At 70.6% G+C, this 19,109-nt stretch carries 20 protein-coding genes; 9 read left to right on the forward strand and 11 right to left on the reverse strand.

All coding sequences use genetic code 11. From position 1 onward, the window contains the following. Window positions 1-8 precede the first annotated feature (8 nt). Window positions 9-1,244 carry an allantoate amidohydrolase gene (locus ACFVSU_RS14570; RefSeq protein ID WP_387144216.1) on the forward strand — a complete coding sequence of 412 codons (1,236 nt, stop codon included), beginning with the start codon at window positions 9-11 and terminating at the stop codon, window positions 1,242-1,244. Beyond that, window positions 1,241-1,834: a helix-turn-helix domain-containing protein gene (locus ACFVSU_RS14575; RefSeq protein WP_374977148.1), complete on the forward strand. Its 594-nt coding sequence runs from the start codon at window positions 1,241-1,243 to the stop codon at window positions 1,832-1,834. The genes ACFVSU_RS14570 and ACFVSU_RS14575 overlap by 4 nt, the downstream gene beginning before the upstream one ends. A gap of 11 nt (window positions 1,835-1,845) precedes the next feature. On the opposite strand, the gene ACFVSU_RS14580 is transcribed toward ACFVSU_RS14575, so the two are convergent. Then, window positions 1,846-2,166: a hypothetical protein gene (locus tag ACFVSU_RS14580; RefSeq protein WP_387144220.1), complete on the reverse strand. Its 321-nt coding sequence runs from the start codon at window positions 2,164-2,166 to the stop codon at window positions 1,846-1,848. A 263-nt stretch (window positions 2,167-2,429) separates the two neighbouring features. Between ACFVSU_RS14580 and ACFVSU_RS14585 the strand changes: the two genes are divergently transcribed. After that, window positions 2,430-3,206 carry an alpha/beta fold hydrolase gene (locus ACFVSU_RS14585; protein WP_387144223.1) on the forward strand — a complete coding sequence of 259 codons (777 nt, stop codon included), beginning with the start codon at window positions 2,430-2,432 and terminating at the stop codon, window positions 3,204-3,206. Window positions 3,207-3,290: 84 nt separating this feature from the next. Here ACFVSU_RS14585 and ACFVSU_RS14590 read toward each other — a convergent pair whose 3' ends face one another. Continuing rightward, complete coding sequence (locus ACFVSU_RS14590; protein WP_387144226.1) at window positions 3,291-3,614, reverse strand: ArsR/SmtB family transcription factor; 324 nt, start codon at window positions 3,612-3,614, stop codon at window positions 3,291-3,293. 16 nt (window positions 3,615-3,630) lie between these two features. On the opposite strand from ACFVSU_RS14590, the gene ACFVSU_RS14595 reads away from it, so the two are divergent. Further along, a complete protein-coding gene (locus ACFVSU_RS14595; RefSeq protein WP_387144229.1) occupies window positions 3,631-4,095 on the forward strand; it encodes an SRPBCC domain-containing protein in 465 nt (154 codons plus the stop codon). A gap of 13 nt (window positions 4,096-4,108) precedes the next feature. On the opposite strand, the gene ACFVSU_RS14600 is transcribed toward ACFVSU_RS14595, so the two are convergent. Together ACFVSU_RS14600 and ACFVSU_RS14605 are read right to left on the reverse strand one after the other, a co-directional pair. Continuing rightward, entirely contained in the window at window positions 4,109-5,299 is a 1,191-nt protein-coding gene (locus tag ACFVSU_RS14600; protein ID WP_387144232.1) for a glycosyltransferase, read from the reverse strand. Between the two features lie 237 nt (window positions 5,300-5,536). Beyond that, window positions 5,537-6,022, reverse strand: coding sequence for a MarR family winged helix-turn-helix transcriptional regulator (locus ACFVSU_RS14605; protein ID WP_387144235.1), 486 nt, complete (start codon window positions 6,020-6,022; stop codon window positions 5,537-5,539). A gap of 94 nt (window positions 6,023-6,116) precedes the next feature. Between ACFVSU_RS14605 and ACFVSU_RS14610 the strand changes: the two genes are divergently transcribed. Next, window positions 6,117-6,692: an NADPH-dependent F420 reductase gene (locus tag ACFVSU_RS14610; RefSeq protein WP_387144238.1), complete on the forward strand. Its 576-nt coding sequence runs from the start codon at window positions 6,117-6,119 to the stop codon at window positions 6,690-6,692. A gap of 33 nt (window positions 6,693-6,725) precedes the next feature. On the opposite strand, the gene ACFVSU_RS14615 is transcribed toward ACFVSU_RS14610, so the two are convergent. From ACFVSU_RS14615 to ACFVSU_RS14625, 3 genes are all read right to left on the reverse strand, one after another. Further along, complete coding sequence (locus ACFVSU_RS14615; RefSeq protein WP_387144241.1) at window positions 6,726-7,823, reverse strand: ABC transporter permease; 1,098 nt, start codon at window positions 7,821-7,823, stop codon at window positions 6,726-6,728. Continuing rightward, entirely contained in the window at window positions 7,820-8,848 is a 1,029-nt protein-coding gene (locus ACFVSU_RS14620) for an ABC transporter ATP-binding protein (protein ID WP_387145244.1), read from the reverse strand. The genes ACFVSU_RS14615 and ACFVSU_RS14620 overlap by 4 nt, the downstream gene beginning before the upstream one ends. A gap of 125 nt (window positions 8,849-8,973) precedes the next feature. Then, window positions 8,974-9,984, reverse strand: coding sequence for a glycerophosphodiester phosphodiesterase family protein (locus tag ACFVSU_RS14625; RefSeq protein WP_387144244.1), 1,011 nt, complete (start codon window positions 9,982-9,984; stop codon window positions 8,974-8,976). A 216-nt stretch (window positions 9,985-10,200) separates the two neighbouring features. On the opposite strand from ACFVSU_RS14625, the gene ACFVSU_RS14630 reads away from it, so the two are divergent. After that, a complete protein-coding gene (locus ACFVSU_RS14630) occupies window positions 10,201-11,124 on the forward strand; it encodes a Bax inhibitor-1/YccA family protein (RefSeq protein ID WP_387145247.1) in 924 nt (307 codons plus the stop codon). Window positions 11,125-11,211: 87 nt separating this feature from the next. Here ACFVSU_RS14630 and ppk2 read toward each other — a convergent pair whose 3' ends face one another. Continuing rightward, window positions 11,212-12,018 carry a polyphosphate kinase 2 gene (gene ppk2, locus ACFVSU_RS14635; RefSeq protein ID WP_387144247.1) on the reverse strand — a complete coding sequence of 269 codons (807 nt, stop codon included), beginning with the start codon at window positions 12,016-12,018 and terminating at the stop codon, window positions 11,212-11,214. Window positions 12,019-12,241: 223 nt separating this feature from the next. Between ppk2 and ACFVSU_RS14640 the strand changes: the two genes are divergently transcribed. Beyond that, a complete protein-coding gene (locus tag ACFVSU_RS14640) occupies window positions 12,242-12,595 on the forward strand; it encodes a hypothetical protein (RefSeq protein WP_387144250.1) in 354 nt (117 codons plus the stop codon). 166 nt (window positions 12,596-12,761) lie between these two features. On the opposite strand, the gene ACFVSU_RS14645 is transcribed toward ACFVSU_RS14640, so the two are convergent. Continuing rightward, window positions 12,762-15,875 (reverse strand): S8 family serine peptidase, encoded by a 3,114-nt coding sequence (locus ACFVSU_RS14645; protein WP_387144253.1) that lies wholly within the window; start codon window positions 15,873-15,875, stop codon window positions 12,762-12,764. A gap of 236 nt (window positions 15,876-16,111) precedes the next feature. On the opposite strand from ACFVSU_RS14645, the gene ACFVSU_RS14650 reads away from it, so the two are divergent. Next, a complete protein-coding gene (locus ACFVSU_RS14650; RefSeq protein ID WP_387144256.1) occupies window positions 16,112-16,450 on the forward strand; it encodes a helix-turn-helix domain-containing protein in 339 nt (112 codons plus the stop codon). Window positions 16,451-16,496: 46 nt separating this feature from the next. Next, window positions 16,497-17,804 carry a non-homologous end-joining DNA ligase gene (gene ligD / locus ACFVSU_RS14655; RefSeq protein WP_387144259.1) on the forward strand — a complete coding sequence of 436 codons (1,308 nt, stop codon included), beginning with the start codon at window positions 16,497-16,499 and terminating at the stop codon, window positions 17,802-17,804. A 69-nt stretch (window positions 17,805-17,873) separates the two neighbouring features. Here ligD and ACFVSU_RS14660 read toward each other — a convergent pair whose 3' ends face one another. Further along, window positions 17,874-18,476, reverse strand: a complete 603-nt coding sequence (locus ACFVSU_RS14660; protein ID WP_387144262.1) for a ClpP family protease — start codon at window positions 18,474-18,476, stop codon at window positions 17,874-17,876. Beyond that, window positions 18,473-19,102, reverse strand: a complete 630-nt coding sequence (locus ACFVSU_RS14665; protein ID WP_387144265.1) for a ClpP family protease — start codon at window positions 19,100-19,102, stop codon at window positions 18,473-18,475. The genes ACFVSU_RS14660 and ACFVSU_RS14665 overlap by 4 nt, the downstream gene beginning before the upstream one ends. Between the last annotated feature and the right edge of the window lie 7 nt (window positions 19,103-19,109).

Raw genomic sequence — 19,109 nt, forward strand, 5'->3', positions numbered from 1 at the left:
TCGCGGGGATGCTGCGAGAGATCGCAGGAGTCGGCGCAGACCCGACGCGCGGCGGATTCAGCCGCGCCGGATTCTCGGACGCCGACCGCGAGCTCCGCGAGTGGTTCAGGGGGCACGCCGAGGCGCGGGGCCTCGATCTCGAGCGCGACCGCAACGGCACGCTGTGGGCGTGGTGGAACCCCGGAGGCAGCACCGCCGACGCCGTGATCACCGGGAGCCACCTCGACTCCGTGCCCGGCGGGGGCGGTTACGACGGACCCCTGGGCGTGGCATCCGCTCTCGCCGCCGTGGATCTGCTGCGGTCCCGATCCGTGGTGCCCGAGCGCCCGATCGGCATCGCGGTCTTCCCCGAAGAGGAGGGCTCGCGCTTCGGCGTCGCGTGCCTGGGCTCGCGCCTGATGAGCGGTGCGATCAGCCCCGAGCGCGCGCTGGCGCTCACCGACGGCGAGGGCGACACGTTCGCCGAGGCCCTGCGCCGCGACGGCCTGGACCCCGCGCACGTCGGCCCCGACCCCGAGCGGCTCGCGCGCATCTCGTCGTTCGTCGAGCTGCACGTCGAGCAGGGCCGCGGGCTCATCGACCTCGGCCAGCCCGTCGCGATCGCCTCGTCGATCCTCGGCCACGGCCGCTGGCGCGTGACCGTCGACGGCCAGGGCAACCACGCCGGCACGACCCTCATGGACGACCGGCGCGACCCGATGGTCGCCGCCGCGCGGATGGTCGTCGAGATCCGCGACCTCGCCCGCCGCACGCCGGACGCGCGTGCGACGGTCGGTCGTCTCGAACCGGTGCCCGGCGGCACGAACGTGATCGCGTCGCAGGTGCGCTTCTGGATCGACATCCGCCACCCCGACGACCTCGTGACGGCGGCGCTCGTGTCGGAGGCCCGCGACCGCGTCCTCGCGGCAGCCGTCGAGGAGGGGTGTCGCGCCGAGGTCCGCGAGGAGTCGCTCAGCCCCACCGTCGACTTCGACCTCGGCCTGCGCGACACGCTCCGCGCGACGCTCGCCGACGCCCCCGAGCTCGGCACGGGTGCTGGTCACGACGCGGGTGTGCTCGCAGCATCCATCCCCACCGCGATGCTGTTCGTCCGCAACCCGACCGGCATCTCGCACTCCCCCGAGGAGCTCGTGGAGGACGCGGATGCCGAAGTCGGGGCCGTCGCGCTGGCCGACGTTCTGCAGGGCCTCGCCGCACCGGGCGCCGGGGTCGCCGCGGACGCCCGCCATATGATGGCGAGGTGAGTGCCGCGATCCCCGGAGCAGACGGCGCGGGAGGCGTGCTCGAGCCGATCATCGCCCAGCAGGTGCGGCGCTACCGCGCCGAGCAGGGTATCTCGGCGGCCGACCTCGCGGCGCGCACCGGACTCTCGAAGGCGATGATCTCGAAGATCGAGTCGGCGACGACCTCCTGCTCGCTCACGACGCTGCAGCGCCTGGCCGACGGATTCGGCATCCCGGTCACGGCGCTGTTCCGGGGCTCGGCCAGCGACCGCGAGGCCTCGTTCACCAAGGCCGGCGCCGGTAGCGTCAGTGTCCGCAGCGGCACGCAGCACGGGCACCTGTATCGCATGCTCGGCGTGCTGAAAGACACCCCGAACGCGCTCGAGCCGACCCTCGTGACGCTCACCGATGCCTCGAACGTGTTCCCGCTCTTCCAGCACCCGGGCACCGAGTTCCTGTACATGCTCGAGGGGCGCATGAAGTACGGGCACGGCGGCTACGAGTACGAGATGGAGCCCGGCGACGCGCTGCTCCTCGACGGCGAGGCCGCCCACGGCCCCGTCGAGCTCATCGAGGTGCCGATCCGGTTCCTCGCGATCCGGTCGCGCTGAACCCAGCCGGACTACAGCATGTCGGAGATCGGATCCTCGATCCCGCGCGCCGGCGGCGGCGAGAGGATCAGCCGCGTCTGCTCCTGCATGTAGCCCACGGCCTCGTCGTTCGCCGGAGCCTCGATCGAGTTCTGGGTGGTCTGCGTGATCAGCTCGGTGCTGGAGTTCAGCAGGAACGTCGCGTCGACTTCGTCGCCGTCCAGCCCGATCGCGTGGAGCGAGATCGAATCGGTCTGCCCGGCCACGCCGAGGGCACGCGCATACTCCATGAGCCAGTCGGCGGACTCGTCATCGAGGAAGAGCGCCTTGTCTGCGTACGTCACGTGCTTCATGCCGCCAGGGTGCGCTTCGCGTGCCCTTCCCGCTCATGTGGTTGACACCCGTGCCGATACATGCATCCACTGCGCGGACCAGGGTGCTGCCCGGTTGCCCTCGGGGGGACTCTCGATCCTCAATTGAGGACGATTGCCGAGCTGCGGACGAAACGCCTGACTCAGGTCCTCGACTCGGCTCAGGTCCTCGATCGAGGACGTTGTCGGAATCGTGGATGCTGCGCCCCTGTCGCATGTCGGACGCCCGTGGTTGGCTGGCGCCCATGAACACCGTGACCTCTGCGGACGGAACCCCCATCGCGTACGACGAGACCGGAGACGGCGCGGTCGTCGTGATCGTGAACGGCGCCATGTCGAGGGCCGCCGATGCCGCAGGACTGGCGACGGCGTTGGCGGATGCCGGCTTCCGAGCGGTCACGTGGGACCGCCGCGCGCGCGGCTCGAGCGGTGACGCACGCGGATCGACACCCGACCGGGAGGTCGAGGACCTGGCGGCGGTGATCGATGCGGTCGGCGGCGACGCGGCCGTGCTCGGCCACTCGTCGGGCGCGGTGCTCGGGTTGGTCGCGGCCTCGCGGGGCGTGCCCGTGCGGGCGCTGTTCCTGTCGGAGCCACCGCTGCACTTCGGTGAGGATGAGCCGGCGGACGACCTGGCCGAGCGCTTGCAGCTGGCCGTCGACGAGGGCCGGCTCGACGATGCGATCGTCACCTTCCAGCTCGAAGGCGTGGGGCTGCCGAAGGAGATGGTCGACGGCATCCGCGCAAGCGATCAGTTCGCCGCGCTGCTGCCGCTCGCGCAGTCGACCGTGTACGACACCAACCTCACACGCGACGCGTCGACGCCGAGCCCCGAGATGCTCGCGGTCGGAGTGCCGGTCACCGTCCTGCGCGGCGCGCAGACCTTCCCGTTCCTGATCGGTTCCTCCGATCGCCTCGCCGATGCCATCGACGGTGCGGAGCTCGTCGTCGTGCCGGAATCGATCATGCACCGGCCCGATCCCGCCGCGACGGCACGGGTCGTGCGGGAGCGCCTCGCGTAACGCCGCGCCCGGTCGTTGAGCGAGCGAGGAACGAGCGAGACGGAACGCTCCGAACGCGGCGCAGAACCCTGCCCGCGTCCCGCCTCAGTCCCCGAGTCGGTCGAGCAGGTCGACCGCGGCCCGGGCGTACTCGCCGATCCAGCGGTCGTGGATGCGCTTGATCGGCACGGGCGCGAGGGCCAGGTGGCGTTCGCGGCCGATCTTCCGGCCGGTCACGAGCTCGGCCCGTTCCAGCACGCGCAGGTGCTGCAGCACCGTGGTGCGGTCGACTTCGGGGAAGCGGGCGCACAGCGCCCCCGTCGTGAGCGGCTCCTGCTTCAGCGCATCCAGCATGCGACGGCGCAGCGGCGCCGCGAGCGCCTTGAACACCAGGTCGTCGTCGGACCCCTTGTGCTCAGCATCCATCATGTTATAAAACTACAACATGTCTGAAGAACTCACCGCACTGTCGTTCACCGTGTCGGGGCGCGTGGCGCGACCCGTCGCGGAGGTCTACGAGGCCGTCGCCGACCCTGAGCAGCTGTCGCGCTACTTCACGACCGGAGGGGCGCACGGCCGGCTCGAGCAGGGTGCCGACGTCACGTGGGACTTCGCCGATTTCCCCGGCCGCTTCCCCGTGACCGTCGTCGAGTCCGACCCGCCGCGCCGGCTCGTCATCCGCTGGGAGGCCCGAGCCGGCGTGGAAGCCGAGACGACGACCACATTCGAGTTCGAGCCCGTCGACGACGGCGCGCGCACGCTCGTGACGATCACCGAGTCGGCCTGGCAGGCGAACGCCGACGGCGCCAAGAGCGCGTTCGGCAACTGCGAGGGCTGGACCGGCATGCTCGCCGCGCTCAAGGTCTGGGTCGAGCACGGCATCAATCTGCGCGACGGCTTCTACGCCTGACGCGGCCCGCGGTTCACGCCGCGAGGCGGCGACGCTCGGCCAGGCTCTCGATCGCGAGGCGGTACTCGTCGATCATCCGGCCGCGCGACAGGCTCGGGCGGGCGGCGAGCGCGGCGTCGCGGTAGCGTGCCCGATCGTGCAGCACGGCTTCCCACGCGGCGGAGATGGCGTCGGGATCACGCGGCGTCACGAGCCCGAACCCTTCGACACTCCGCGCCGCGTCACCGACGTCGGTGGTGACGGGCGTCGCACCCGAGGCCGCCCCCTCGAGCAGGCACAGCGGCGATGCTTCCCCGTACGCACTCGTGAGCGCGACGATGTCGGCGATCCGGTACAGCGCCGGCATGTCGCCGCGGATGCCCAGGGCGTGCACGAGATCGGCGGGGGCCGCACCATCCACCAACAGCGAAGCGAAGCCTTCGTTGTCGCAGGTCATGCCCGCGCCGCACAGCACATAGTGCGTATCCGGCCGTGCTGCGGCGTGGCGCGCGGCCGCACGGAGGAACAGCCCCGGGTCCTTCATCGCATCGAACCGGGCGGCGAGGAGCACGACGGGAGCGCCGAGCGGGATGCCGAGGCTCGCGCGCAGCGCGGTGCTCTCGAAGTCGTCCGCGGCCGGACCGAACGCGTCGATGTCGATGCCGTTCGGCACGACCCGCCGATCGAGGCCGAAGGGCAGATGCTGAGCGTAGGCATCGTCGGTCGAGCGCGCGCACGAGATCGTGGCGGTGAGGAGTCCGGTCTCGGCCGCCTCACGGAGCCATCCGAGCGCCGGTCCGGAGTGGGTCGGATCCGAGCGGTGCAGGCAGGCGGCGACGGGCACCGACGGCATCAGCCCGTGGGCGCGCAGCGCCAGCAGCAGACCGAGCGGCTGCTCTTTGAGCGAGAGCACGACATCCGCCTGCGCGATCGCCTCGGCGGCGCGGTGCAGGTCGAGCTCGCGGAACGATGACGGATCCATCGGATCCGCACCCGCCGTGCCGCCGAGCGCCGTGATCTCGACACCCGCCGCGGCGAGCCTCCGGTAGCGGGGGTCGTCGTGGGCGAACTGCACGGTGGCGTCGCGGCGCGCCTGCGCCGACAGCGACAGCACCGCATGGGACTGCTCGCCACCGGCATGGAGCCCGGCGACGACATCGGAGTGAAGGATTCTCGCCCCGCCGGCGAAGAAGCCTTCGTACAGGGACAGCACGCGAAGGGTCATGTGGCACCTCTCGGGGGGAGGGACGACGGACGGATCGGAAGCCGGAAACCTTCGTTCCGGCCGGTCGCTGTCGGCGCCGGTGCCGGTCGATCCATCGTCGGGGCCGCGCGCCGCGATGTCGATGAACGGCCGGGGTGCATCGGGTGAACGCTCGACGTGCGCGGGGGCTTCGAGCTGCGCGTCCGTGCGCTCCCCCTCGGCGCGGCGGCCCGGCGCAGCGCGGCGACCCCGGGCGGGTCAGCGCGGGCGGCTCGCCGCCATCCGGCCGTCGGGGTCGAGCCGGGCGAGCACAGCCGCGGTGATCTCGCGCAGCTGCTCCGCCTGCTCGGGCGTGATCACGTCGAGCAGAAGGGAGCGCACGGTCTCGACATGGCCCGGGGTCGCCTGGAGCACCTTGCGGCGGCCGTCGGCGGTGATGACGGCGTCGGTGGCGCGCGCATCGGAGGCGTTGCGCTCCCGGCGCACGAGGCCGCGCGCCTCGAGCCGGGAGATCACGTGCGACAGGCGCGGGAGCGTCGCATTCGTCATCGACGCGAGCTCCTTCATCTGGAGGCGGTGGCCGTCGGAGTTCGACAGCATCGACAGCGCGAAGTAGTCGAAGTGCGTGAGGTCCTCGTCGCGCAGGAGCTGGGCGTCGAGTTCGCGCGGGAGCAGTTCGAGGAGTGCGGCGAACGGCACCCAGGTGTCCTGCTCGTCGCCCGTGTAGAACCGCGGTCTGCTCATTCTTCGATTCTAGGAATAGTTGTGGCGACAAGCGAGTTATCTCCCTCAGATGCTTGAAGCTACAAGCAATTCGTCTGACAGGAGAAGAACAGCCATGACTACGATCACGATCTTCGGAAACGGCAACATGGGCCAGGCCATCAGCGGTGTGCTCGCCCGGGGCGGCGCCGACATCCAGCACATCAGCAGCGCCGATACCGGCGCCACGGTGAACGGCGACATCGTCGTGCTGGCCGTGCCCTACCCGGCGCTCACGCAGATCGCCGCCGCGTACGGCCCGCAGCTCGCCGGCAAGACGGTCGTCGACATCACGAACCCGCTCGACTTCTCGACCTTCGACGCCCTCGTCGTGCCCGCCGGCAGCTCGGCGGCCGCGGAGCTGCAGTCCGCGCTCCCCGAGGCGAAGGTGCTCAAGGCCTTCAACACCAACTTCGCCGCGACGCTCGTGAGCGGACGCGAGGGCGACGCCACCACCACGGTGCTCGTCGCGGGCGACGACGCCGATGCCAAGGCCGGCCTCATCGCCGCGATCACCGCGGGCGGGCTCGCCGCCGTCGACGCGGGCGCGCTGTCCCGCGCCCACGAGCTCGAGTCGGTCGGCTTCCTCCAGCTGACCCTCGCAGTGGGCGAGCAGATCGGCTGGACCGGCGGTCTCGCGCTCGTGCGCTGACCCCACCCCTCGAAACGGGGCCCGACCCCGCTCCTAGGCGATGCGCGTCCCCGCCGGCAGACGGCCGGCGGGGGTGCGCGTGCGCGCCCACGCCCACCACATCAGACCCGCCGCGAGCAGCAGCTGCAGCGTCATGCCGACGAACCAGCTCGGTGTCGACTGGTCGATGACCTCGGCCGGGGTGCGCTGATCGTCCTGGGGTCTGGGGGCGCAGTCGTCCCAGCGCTGTTCGAGCTCGGGCGGCTGCTGAGCCGCGCGCACGCCGAACTTGATCTGGCCGAACAGGTCGTTCGGATTGCCGTACTCGTCGTACTGCGTCGGCGTCGCGTCAGCCAGGATCACGAACGGGTTCGCCGCGAGCAGCCACCACACCTGGTCGAACCGCGGCTGGTCGTACGTCGAGGTCTGCCATTCGCCGCACCGCACCTCGATGTCGTCGTCGCACGGGTACTCGTCGCTCGGCGTCTCGCCGGGCATGCACGGGAAGCCGTCGCCGGAGTACTGGTCGTACTCGATCGAGCGATAGTGGCTCGTCACCTCGGATCGCATCGTCATGCCGACGAGCGCGAACGCGATGAGCGTGCCGACGACGAGCGCCGCGACGACGAGGTACGTGGTCGCGACCGAGAACAGCGGACGCGACAGGATGCCGCTGAGCGCGACTCCGATGGCCGAGATGATGCCCACCTCGAACACCAGCACCAGCAGCGACACCGTGATCGTCGCCGGCGCTCCCCCGCCCCCGAGCGTCGCGAGCACCAGGAACGGCACCGACACCGCGACGAACGCGAGGCCGGTGACCCAGGCGGCGAGGAACTTGCCGATCAGGATCTCGAGGGTCGTCGCCAGCGTGACCTGGACGGGTGCGAGGGTCGCGGCATCCCGGTCGCCGTTGATCGCGTTGCCGCTCAGCGTCGGCGAGACGAGCACCACCAGCAGCAGCGTGATGTAGACGATCGTGGAGTAGATCGCTCCGCCCGGCCGGTACGCCGTCCCCCACGCGAGGAACGAGAGCCCGGTCACGATCGCCAGCAGCACGGCGAAGACGCCGAGCAGCACGTACCAGGCGATGCTGCGGGTGCGCTGCGTCAGCTCGAGGCCGACGATGGTGCCGAGTCGCTGACCACTCACGACGTCGCCTCGCTCTCGTCCTCGCCCGGCACCGGAGGTTCGGACGGAGGCGGGTCTTGGGGCGGTCGTCCGTCGCCGAGGTCGAGGAACGTGCGCTCGAGCGCACCCTGCGCGGCCGCGAACTCCACCACGTCGAGTCCGGCGCCGACGAGGTCGCGCAGCGCGGCGGCCGCGGCATCCTCCGATTCGAACGACACCACGACATCGCGGCGGTCGACGCCGAGGCTCTCGGCCGGGATCCGCAGCGCGCCCGCCACCTGCTCGACGGCGACGGATGCCTCGGCCCCCGCCAGCCGCACCCGCCAGGGGCGCGCGCGGCGCGAGGCCGCCTCGACGCGGGCGGGGTCGACGGTCACGCCTGCCATCAGGAAGACGGCGTCGTCGACGACCTCTTCGAGCTCGGACAGGATGTGGCTCGACACCAGCACGGTGCGCCCCTCGGCGGCGAACCGCCGCAGCAGCAGCCGCAGGTCGATGCGGGCCTGCGGGTCGAGACCCGACGCCGGCTCGTCGAGCAGCAGCACGCGGGGGTCGTGCACGAGAGCTCTCGCGAGTCCGAGGCGCTGCTTCTGCCCCCGTGACAGCACACGGGCGGGGGCGTCGGCGAGGTCGACCAGGCCGACTTCACCCAGGAGGGCGTCGGCGCGGACGGATGCCTCGGCCCGCGGCATCCCGTACAGCCTCGCTGTGACCGCCAGCGTCTCGCGCGACGTGAGCGAGTTCCAGGCGCCGAGCGCGTCGGGCATCCAACCGAGGAGCGCCCGGGCCACCTGCGGGTCGGTGACGGGGTCGACGCCGTCGATGCGGATCGAGCCGGCATCGGGTGCCAGGAGCGACGCGAGCATGAGCAGCAGCGTGGTCTTGCCCGAGCCGTTCGGGCCGACGAGCCCGGTGACCCGGCCCGCGTGCGCCCGCAGCGTGACGTTGCGGACGGCCTGCACCTCGCCGAACGAGCGCCGCACGCCCTGAACGACGATGCCGGGTTCGGCGGGGATTCCTGGGGCCTGAGGGGCCGGACTCGGCATGCTCACGCGCCCCACCCTAGCGAGCCCGCGTGGCCCGGCCGCGCGTTGATGAGACGGGGAGTGTCAAGACACGCCGCATCCCGCGAGCGAAGCGGCGTGTCGCGCCACCCGCGCCGGCGACGAGCTCAGGCGCGGAAGAACTCCACGCCGAGATCGGGGTGGTCGACGAAGACGCCGTCGACGCCGGCCTCGCGGATGACCGCCCACTCGGACTCCCAGTCGCCGAACGACGCCGGGCCGCCGCGAGTGCGGAACTGTCCGATCAGGAACCTGTTCTCGGGACGGCACGTCCACGTGAACACGCGCAGCCCGCGCTCGTGCGCGTCGGCGACGACGCGCGACGGGCCGGCGGTGCGCCCGAGCCGGTCGGGGCGGAGGATGGTGCGCTTGTCGACGCTGATCCCGTCCACGCGCCCGACGAGCCCGTCGAGCCCTTCGGGTGCGGCGGTCTGCCGGTACGTCAGCGATGCCTTGCCGTGTGCGCTGAAGAGGTCGAACGGACGCCCCGCGTCCTCGAGCAGATACACGTAGGAGCCACGGATGCCGCGTTCCTGAAGCGCGAACAGCACCGTCGACTCGAACGACTCGATGGTGAGCGGCAGCTCGCCCGACGCCCAGCCCGCCTCGCGGAGCTCGGCGTCGACGAGCGCGGCGACATCCCACCCGATCGCCGCGAAGTACGTCGCGTGCTTGATCTCGAGCACGACGCCGATCTCACGGCCGAACTCGAGCGAGGCGTCGCGCGCCGCGTCGAGCACGTCCCGCAGCCGCAGCACGGGCTGCTCGTCGTCGAAGCTCGCGCTCGTGGGCCGCACGTCCGAGATCCGCTCGCGGCAGCGCAGCGTCGACAGTTCGTCCCACGTGAAGTCCTCGGTGAACCAGCCGGTCAGCTCGGCGCCGTCCACGTACTTCGTCGCGTGACGGTCGGCGAACTCGGGGCGGGTCGCCACATCGGTCGTTCCCGAGATCTCGTTCTCGTGCCGCACGACGAGCACGCCGTCCTTCGACACCACGACATCCGGTTCGACCGCGTCGACGCCCATCTCGAAGGCGAGCGCGTACGACGAGCGCGAATGCTCGGGCCGATACCCGGGCGCACCGCGGTGTCCGATCACGAGCGGATGACGACGGGGCACCGTCTCAGCGTAACCACGAGCGCCCGAGGGGCCGGGTGCCGCAGCCGGGCCCACGCGCCCGGAGGCTCCCGCCAACGCGCCGGCGTTGCCGGGAGGGGGCGTGGGGACCGTTCATAGTCAGCTCACAGCGCCGACCCGTGCCCGGTCACGGCCGGTCGGATAGTGTTGATCAACAGCATCGTGCTGGGATTCCCTTGACATTGGAGTGTGAGAGCAGTGGCCCTCAACAACCCCGCGTTCAACAACCCGGCCTTCCAGGACCCGAAGGCCGTTCAGACCTACCCCGGCGGTTCGCAGGCGGCGAACCTGGGCGGGCAGTCGCAGTTCGCGACGGCGCAGCGCGCCGGAACGGATGCTTCGGCTCAGGCGCAGCTCGAAGGCATGTACGCGGCACCGTCCGCCGGTGCCGTCGAGACCGGCCGCATGTCGTACGAAGACACCATCTGGAAGACCGTCGGCCTCTTCGCCATCCTTCTCGTCACCGCCACCGTCGGCTGGGTGTGGACGATGGCGGGTGTCACGCCGACAAACCCGAACCCGTCGATCCTCCCCTGGATGATCGGTGCGCTCGGCGGCTTCGTGCTGGCGATGGTCGTCATCTTCACCTCGCGCAAGAAGATCCGCCCGGCGCTGATCTTCGGCTACGCCGCCTTCGAAGGCCTCTTCGTCGGCGCCATCTCGGCCTTCTTCGAGTTCCTGTGGCCAGGCATCGTCGTCCAGGCCACCCTGGCAACGCTCGCGGTCGTCGGTGTGACCCTCGCTCTGTTCGCCAGCGGCAAGATCCGCGCCTCCAAGCGCGCCACCAAGGTGTTCATGATCGCGATGATCGGCTACCTGGTGTTCTCGCTGGTGAACATCTTCCTCATGCTCTTCAACGTCCCGATCGCCGGTGGCGCGTTCGGCCTGCTGAGCGAGAAGAGCCCGCTCTTCGGCATCCCGTGGGGCGTCCTCATCGGTGTGTTCGTCGTGATCATGGCGGCGTACTCCCTGGTGCTCGACTTCGACAACATCCAGCAGGGCGTCCGCAACGGTGCTCCCCGTCAGTTCGGCTGGCTGGGCGCGTTCGGCATCATGGTGACGGTCGTCTGGCTGTACCTGGAGATCCTGCGTATCCTCGCGATCGCGCGCGGCAACAACTGACGCCCAGCGCTTCGCTTTCGAACGGCCGCCCGGTTCTCCGGGCGGCCGTTCTGTTTCGCGGATGCCGCGGACCGCAGCATCCGTGATTCAGAATCTCTCGGGCACGTAGCGGTAGGGGTAGTGCGGGTCGACGTAGTCGCCTGCGTCCTGGCGGTCGGGCAGCACCGGCTCCTCGCGCGGCACCTCCTCGTAGGGGATCTGCGAGAGCAGGTGGGAGATGATGTTGAGCCGCGCGCGCTTCTTGTCGTCGGAGACGGCGACGTGCCAGGGGGCATTCGGGGTGTCGGTTGCCTCGAACATCTCGTCCCGGGCGCGGGAGTAGTCGTACCAGCGGCTGTACGACAGCAGATCCATCGGCGAGAGCTTCCAGGTCTTGCGGCCGTCGGTGATGCGGCCCTCGAGCCGGCGCGTCTGCTCCTCGGGGCTCACCTCGAGCCAGTACTTGACGAGGATGATGCCGGCGTCGACCATCGCCTGCTCGACGAACGGCACCTGCTGCAGGAACTTCTTCGCGGTGGCCTCGTCGGTGAAGCCCATCACGCGCTCGACGCCGGCCCGGTTGTACCAGCTGCGGTCGAAGATGACGACCTCCCCCGCCGCAGGGAAGTGCTGCATATACCGCTGCACGTACATCTGGCTGCGTTCGCGATCGTTCGGCGCGGGCAGGGCGACCACCCGGAAGACACGGGGCGTCACACGCTCGGTGAGCGCCTTGATCACGCCGCCCTTGCCGGCCCCATCCCTCCCCTCGAACACGATGCAGACCTTGAGGCCCTTGTGGCGCACCCACTCCTGCAGCTTCACGAGCTCGATGTGGAGCTTCTTGAGCTCCTTCGCGTACTTCTTGCCGCTCAGAGCGTCTTCACCGGCCGAGTTCTTGGACTTCTTCGACATCCGCGTCTCCTGTGATGCGTCGCGCCGGCGCGCGTCCTCGCGCGCGTGATGGCGCCACATTAGTCCCACCCGCGGACGGCTGACAGCAACCCCGTACCCGATTCCGGCCTGCGTGCTTAGGCTGAAGCCGATTCGAGGGAGTGGCATGGCCAGACGTCGTACGGCCTTCGGCGCAGTGGCGGTGCTGCTCGTCTGCCTCACCGGATGCGGAGGAGGAGCCCCCATGACCGAGCCCACGCCGTTCGAACCGACGCCCGCGCAGCCGACACCGACGCGCACGCCCTTCGAGACGACCACGCGCGGCCCGATCGCGCCGACGGGAGAACCCGTCGCCGTGCCGCCCGCGCGCTGGGACGCAATCGTCGCCGACCTCGCCGAGCGCGGCGTCACCGGTGCACCCGAGCTCGTGTCGGCCCACGCCGTCACGTGGAACAACGGCGCCCTCGGCTGCCCGTCCCCGGGCGTCTCGTACACGCAGGCGATCGTCGACGGCATGCGGGTCATCGTCGAGGTCGACGGCACGACATACGACTACCGGTTCGGCACGACGGACTCGCCCAAACTCTGCACCCGCTGAACGCGAGAACGGTCCCCACGCCCCCTCCCGGCAACGCTGGCGCGTTGGCGAGAGCCTCCGGGCGCGTGGGCCCAGCGGCGCGCCTGGGCGGCAGCATCCGTCTCCCGTTTCATGCAACGAGGTGGCGCCCCGCCCTGCGACGGGACGCCACCTCGTGTGCTGCGGCTTACTTGGCCCTGACCAGGAGCGCCTCGCCGGCGCCCGCCGCGTTGTCCTGCACGACGACCATCACGCCGAGCGGCTTCTGCGCCGAGAACGCCGCCCCGCTCACGGTGACCGGCACGTCGATCTTGCCGCCCACCGGAACCGATTCGAACTGCCCGTTGCTGAGCGCGGGCGCCCACGGGTCGTAGCTCGCCGTGCCGTCGAACGCGTCCTCGCCGTCGTTGACCGACGAGAAGCTCTGCACGGTGTAGTCGAACCCTGCGGTGATGCCGAGGTCGCTCGCGAAGACCGGGAGCAGGATCGTGCTGCTGTCGGTCGGCGCCGAGGCGTTGAAGCCCGCGGCGAACACGTCGCCGGTCGCGATCTCGTACTCGAAGACCTGCGAGATGCCGTTGGCGTCGCCCGCGGTCACGAGACCGCCGTCGGCCGAGAACACGATCCAATCGGGCTCGCCGTCGCCGTTCGTGTCGATGACCACGTCGAACTCGTTGGCGGCGGCGTTCGACCACCGGTTGTGAGTGTTGACCGCGAAGACGAGCAGCTGCTCGCCGTCGATGTCGAACGACTGCACACCCGCGGCACGAAGGTCGTACCCGGTGTCGGTGAACGACTTCGGCGCGTCCTTCTTGTCTTCGAGGCCCCACGTGTAGAAGTCCGCGCCGCCTTCGAAGGCACCCTGGTTGTTCTTCAGCGTGAGCGTGACGTCACCGTCGACGGGCGTGTTCTTCTTCGTCACCTTGAGGTCGCCCGCAGCCGAGACCGCAGTCGTGGCGCGCGGCACGAGCAGGTACGGGACCCGCAGGGTGCTGCCCGCAGACGTGAGCACGACGTCGCCGGAGAACTCGTAGAAGGCGAACCCGCCGGCGCCCGAGCTGCCCACGGCGGTGGCCGGAGCGGTGAGGTTGACCGTGACCTTCTCGGAACGGCCGGGCTTCACCGTGACCTGGGTCGGGCTCGCCGTGACCGTCGCGGCCTCGGACTGTGCGGAAGCCTCGATGCCCACGCTGTAGGTCACCGGCTGGCTGCCGTAGTTCGTCACCGTCACCGTCTTCTTGCCCTGGAAGGTCTTGGCCGTCTCCTGGAAGCCGAAGCTGAGCGCCGTCTCGCGGTGCTTTCCGTCGTCGGTCTTGAACGAGTCGCCCGTCGCCGTCACCTGCTCGGCCACGGCCTGCGCCGCGTCCACCAGTCCCACGCCGCCGCGGACGAGGTTCTGGCCAACGACCTTGTCAGGGTCGGCCGTCGAGACCAGCACGGACGAAACCTCTGCCGCCGACCACGTCGGGTGGGCTTCGACCGCGAGCGCCGCGACACCCGCCACATGCGGCGCTGCCATCGACGTTCCCGAGATGGTCGCCGGGCCGTTGCCGGTGCCGACGCCCGTCGACACGATCGAGACGCCCGGCGCCGCGACATCCACGCCGAGGGCGCTGTCACCGCTGCGGGGTCCGCTCGAGCTGAACGACGCGTACCCGCGGAAGGCGGGGTTGTCGAGCGGAGCGGGCGCCACCGTCGCCTCGGCGTCGTCGACGAGCTTCGGCCCGTCGGACATCCGCACGCCGAGGAACGGGATGGTGACGGTGTAGTCGTCACCGGTGTCGGGGTTCTCGGTGATCTCGCCCTCGAACGGCGGGTAGTCGTTCGTGGTGTTGATCATGACGGCCGCCGCCGCACCGGCCTGCTGCGCGAAGATCGCCTTCGCGACGCGGGCGCAGACACCGCGGGTCGAGACCGCGAGCTGGTTGCCGCCGACCGTGACCCCCGCGTAGTTGTACGCCGCGACCGAGCAGCCGAGCGCCTCGTTCTCCTCCGGCGTCGCGGGGTTGTCGATGAGGCGCACGACGGACATCGCGGGAAGGCCGGTCAGGACCGCGCCGTTCGCGTTGATGGCCGGCACCTGGACGCCGTCGACGGTGATCAGCGCCCCCGGGAAGGTCGCTGTGCTGTCGACAGCCGAGACCGAGACCACGCCGTCGCCGTTGCCGGCGAGGTAGGGGCTCGGGCCCTCGTTGCCCGCGGACTTCACGACGACGACACCGGCGCCGATCGCGTTCGAGGCGGCGACCTCGTCGGGGTCGTCACCGCGGCCGAAGGGCGAGCCCAGCGACATGTTGATGACGTCCATGCCGTTGTCGACGGCCCAGTCGATGGCCGGGACGACCACGTCGGTCGAGCCGCCGCAGCCGAACACGCGGAGCGCATAGAGGTCGGCCTGCGGCGCGACGCCCGGGCCGATCGTCCACTCGGCCGAGGCCGTGGACTCGTCGTACGGACCCTCGTAGGTGTCGCCGGCGGCGGTGACGCCGCTGCCCGCGGCAGTGCCGGCGACGTGGCTGCCGTGGCCGTTGCAGTCGAGCGGGTTGGCGTCGGGCTTCGGAACCGGGTCGTAGTCCTCCGAGGCGGGGTCCGCGTTGTACGCGTCGCCGACGAAGTCCCAGCCGCCCTTGATGCGCGGGGCATTCGGGCCGAACTGCGCCGGATCGGCCGGCTGCGCCTCGGCCGCGTTCGCGGCGGCATAAGCCTCAGGCGTGCCGACGCCGCCGAAGTTCGCGTGCGTGTAATCGATGCCGGTGTCGATCACCGCCACCTTGATGTTCTCACCGGTGAATCCGGTGTTCTCCCACACCTGCGGAACCCCGAGGAAGGGCACCGACACGGCGTTGTCGAGCGTGTAGGTCTTCACCGCGTGGACCGCGACGACGTTGGGCAGCGCGGCCACGGCGTCGACCTGGTCGGCGGGGATGTTCATCTGGATGCCGTTGTACGCCGACTGCATCGTCGCCTCGATCCGGCCGTCCTTGGCCTTGATCGTGCCGGTGATGGCGTCCTGGTTCTTCTTGAGGGAACTCTTGATGGCCTTGCGCTCGGCGGCGCTGAGATCGCTGCCTTTCTTCGCCTGGGCGACGGCGACCGGGTCTCCGGCCATCTCGACGATGACGGTGACGCGCCCGTCGGCGCCGATGCTCAGGGGACGCGCGGTCGTGCCGACCGGTCCTTTGGTGTCGGACTTCTCGAAGCGCGACGACGGGTCGTCGTCTGGCGCGGCGGCCATCGCCGCGGTGGGGGTTGCGATCGCCAGCGCCAGAGCGCCGACCACCGCCAGGGGACGTCGGAACAAGGGGGAGCCTGCCTTCTCGTGTGTATGGGGAAAACAGCGAGGGTTGTGAGGTGGACGTTAGGTGGGATTAACCAAAACGTCAACAGGGAACTCTCAGGCTGAGCAGAGAACGCAGGTTTTCCCGCACCGACTGCACTATTCGGCGCCACGGCGCTCCCGCCGCGCGGATGGATCGCCGCTTCTGCTGTGAGCGGAACGGCTCGCGGAGCGCGGCGCCGTCGTCCTATCGTGACGCCATGGCCGAGATCATCCCGCTGCCGACGAAGGCACCGCGTCCGTCCCGCGAGCCCGAGCCGCTCTGGCGCGACGCGCTGGGTGAGCGGCTGCGCACTCTCCGCCATGAACGAGGCGAACGCCTCTCCGACACGGCTGACCGCGCCGGAGTCTCGCCGCAGTACCTGTCCGAGATCGAGCGGGGTCTCAAGGAACCGTCGAGCGAGATGATCGCCGCGGTCGCCGGCGCCCTCGAGGTGACGCTGATCGAGCTGACCGCGGGCGTCGTCGACGACCTCCGCTCGCGTGCGACCGAGCGCGCGGTGGTCGGATGCCGCGCCACCTACTCCCTCGCCGCGTGACGTCTCGCCTCTGGTCGATGTCCAGGGCCGTCGCTAGCCTGGCCGAGTGACGCCCGCGAAGTCGGAAGCCGAGATCCTCGAGATCGACGGGCACGAGGTACGCATCTCGAGCCCGACGAAGATCGTGTTCCCCGAGCCGGGGATCACCAAGCTCGACGTCGTCCGCTACTACCTCGCGGTCGCCGACGGCGCGCTCCGCGGCGCGGGCGGGCGTCCCATGGTGCTCAAGCGCTTCCCGCGGGGCATCGAGCAGGAGCCGTTCTTCCAGAAGCGCGTCCCCGAGAACCACCCCGAGTTCATCGACACGGCCACTCTGCAGTACGCGCGCGGCACGTCCGCCGAAGAGGCCGTGATCCGGGATGCTGCGGGCCTCGCGTGGGTCGTCAACCTCGGGTGTCTCGACCTGAACCCGCATCCCGTGCGCGCCGAAGACCTCGACCACCCCGACGAGCTGCGCATCGACCTCGACCCGATGCCGGGTGTCGACTGGTCGCAGATCGTCGACGTCGCCTTCGTCGCCCGCGAGGTGCTCGACGACGTCGGCCTCGTCGGCTGGCCGAAGACGAGCGGCTCACGCGGCATGCACATCCTCGTCCGCATCGCTCCGCAGTGGGACTACAAGCAGGTGCGCCTCGCCGCCGAGACCCTCGCCCGCGAAGTCGAGAACCGCGCGCCCGGACTCGCGACCGCCCGCTGGTGGAAGGAGGAGCGTGGCGAGAGCGTGTTCGTCGACTTCAACCAGAACGCGAAAGACCGCACCGTGGCATCCGCGTACTCGATCCGCCCGCTGCCCGACGCACGTGTCTCCACCCCGCTCGACTGGGACGAGGTGCGCGAGCGGCGCCCGGCCGAGTTCACCGTGCTCACGGTGCCCGCGCGATACGCCGAGCTCGGCGACCCGCACGCCGGCATCGACGATGCGGTCGGCACGCTCGACGGGCTGCTCCGCCTCGCCGAGGAACTGGGCCCAGCTGGGCCCCCGCCTCGAGAGGCTCCGCGCGACGCGCCAGCGGCGCGTGGAGGAGAAGCGGGGAAGAAGCCGCCGCGCGGCGGCGACGGGTCGGGGCGGCGTCAATCGACGATGCCGCTCATCGAGATCGCGCGCACCAAGACCAAGCCCGAGGCGGTCCTGGCCCTCGAGACCTGGAAGAGCACGCACGCGGCCGTGGTGGAGCAGCTGCACCCCGCCGACGTGCTCATCGACGGCATGCGCGGCTCGAGTTCGCTCTGGTACCGCGTGCGCGTCAACCTCCAGCACGTGCCCGAGGCCGAGCGGCCGCCCCAGGAAGATCTTCTCGCCGACTACGACCCGTGGGCGGGCAAGACCTGGCCCGGCCCGCTCCTCGACCGCTGAAACGCCTTCAGCCCGGCGCGGTCGCCGGGCTGAGGGCGTTTCGTCTGCGGGCGCCAGAGCGCCCTCCGCTCAACGACCGGTGGTCGGTGTCCGTTCGAGGACGGCGTCCGCGAGGCCGTAGGCGACCGCGTCGGCGGCGGTGAAGACGCGGTCGCGGTCGGTGTCGGCGCGCAGCTTCGCAGCATCCTGTCCGGTATGCCTCGCGAGGATCTCCTCCACCTCGCCGCGCACGCGCACGAGCTCGTCGGCCTGGAGGATCAGGTCGGGGATCGCGCCCCTCCCCTGGCCCGCCGGCTGATGCAGCACGATGCGGGCGTGGGGCAGGACCGAGCGCTTCCCCGCCGCGCCGGCGGCGAGCATCACGGCGCCCACGCCGATCGCCTGTCCCACGACGGTCGTCGCGACATCCGGCCGCACGTGCTGCATCGTGTCGTACACCGCGAGCATCGCCGACGGATCGCCGCCCTCGCAGTTGATGTAGAGCTGGATATCGCGCTCAGGACTGTCGGCGTCGAGGTGCAGCAGCTGCGCGATGAGCGCGTTCGCGACCCCCGCGTCGATGCCCGTGCCGAGGTACACGACCCGCTCGGCGAGGAGGTGCGAGTACACGTCCATGATGCGATCGCCGCGCGGATGCTGCGCCACCACGTTGGGGATCGTGTACGAGCTCATGCCGCCACCTCCGCAGGTCCGAGTCCGAGTCCCGCCGGCCGCCGCCGCCGCGGCACCACCTGCGCGAACGATTCGACGATCCCGTCGATGAACCCGTAGTCGCGCGCCTGGGCGGCGGTGTACCAGCGGTCGTGCAGCGAGTCCTCGAAGATGCGCTCGACGCTCTGCCCGGTGTCGTCGGCGATGAGGCCGAGCACGGTGTCGCGCATGTGGCGCAGGTCGTCGGCCTGCACCTCGACCTCGACCGCCGACCCGCCGATGCCGGCCGAGCCCTGGTGCATGAGGATGCGCGCGTGCGGCAGCGCGCGCCGCTTGCCCTTCGCCCCCGCCGACAGCAGGAACTGCCCGGCACTGCACGCGAGACCGAGCGCGAGGGTTGCGACGTCGTTGGGGATGAGATTCATGACGTCGCGGATCGCGAGCATCGAGGGCACCGATCCGCCGGGCGAGTGGATCCAGAGGGCGATATCGGATGCCTCGTCCTCGGCTGCGAGCGCCAGCAGCTGCGTCGCGATCAGGGTGCCGTTGTCGTCGTCGAGCGGGCCGTCGAGCACGAGCACACGCTGGTGGAACAGCTCGCGTCGCGCCTCGGCCCCGAACTGGGGGATCTTGCCTTCGTCAGCCATGCCCTCA

The sequence above is a fragment of the Microbacterium sp. NPDC058062 genome (assembly GCF_042885375.1).
Classification (GTDB): Bacteria; Actinomycetota; Actinomycetes; order Actinomycetales; family Microbacteriaceae; genus Microbacterium; species Microbacterium trichothecenolyticum_C.

Bases quoted from the DNA above. Each gene is read 5' to 3' on its own strand.
- ACFVSU_RS14570 (WP_387144216.1), top strand. From the start codon at position 9: ATGCTGCGAGAGATCGCAGGAGTCGGCGCAGACCCGACGCGCGGCGGA.
- ACFVSU_RS14580 (WP_387144220.1), bottom strand. From the start codon at position 2,166: ATGAAGCACGTGACGTACGCAGACAAGGCGCTCTTCCTCGATGACGAG.
- ACFVSU_RS14585 (WP_387144223.1), top strand. From the start codon at position 2,430: ATGAACACCGTGACCTCTGCGGACGGAACCCCCATCGCGTACGACGAG.
- ACFVSU_RS14590 (WP_387144226.1), bottom strand. From the start codon at position 3,614: ATGATGGATGCTGAGCACAAGGGGTCCGACGACGACCTGGTGTTCAAG.
- ACFVSU_RS14595 (WP_387144229.1), top strand. From the start codon at position 3,631: ATGTCTGAAGAACTCACCGCACTGTCGTTCACCGTGTCGGGGCGCGTG.
- ACFVSU_RS14600 (WP_387144232.1), bottom strand. From the start codon at position 5,299: ATGACCCTTCGCGTGCTGTCCCTGTACGAAGGCTTCTTCGCCGGCGGG.
- ACFVSU_RS14605 (WP_387144235.1), bottom strand. From the start codon at position 6,022: ATGAGCAGACCGCGGTTCTACACGGGCGACGAGCAGGACACCTGGGTG.
- ACFVSU_RS14610 (WP_387144238.1), top strand. From the start codon at position 6,117: ATGACTACGATCACGATCTTCGGAAACGGCAACATGGGCCAGGCCATC.
- ACFVSU_RS14620 (WP_387145244.1), bottom strand. From the start codon at position 8,848: ATGCCGAGTCCGGCCCCTCAGGCCCCAGGAATCCCCGCCGAACCCGGC.
- ppk2 (WP_387144247.1), bottom strand. From the start codon at position 12,018: ATGTCGAAGAAGTCCAAGAACTCGGCCGGTGAAGACGCTCTGAGCGGC.
- ACFVSU_RS14640 (WP_387144250.1), top strand. From the start codon at position 12,242: ATGACCGAGCCCACGCCGTTCGAACCGACGCCCGCGCAGCCGACACCG.
- ACFVSU_RS14650 (WP_387144256.1), top strand. From the start codon at position 16,112: ATGGCCGAGATCATCCCGCTGCCGACGAAGGCACCGCGTCCGTCCCGC.
- ACFVSU_RS14660 (WP_387144262.1), bottom strand. From the start codon at position 18,476: ATGAGCTCGTACACGATCCCCAACGTGGTGGCGCAGCATCCGCGCGGC.
- ACFVSU_RS14665 (WP_387144265.1), bottom strand. From the start codon at position 19,102: ATGGCTGACGAAGGCAAGATCCCCCAGTTCGGGGCCGAGGCGCGACGC.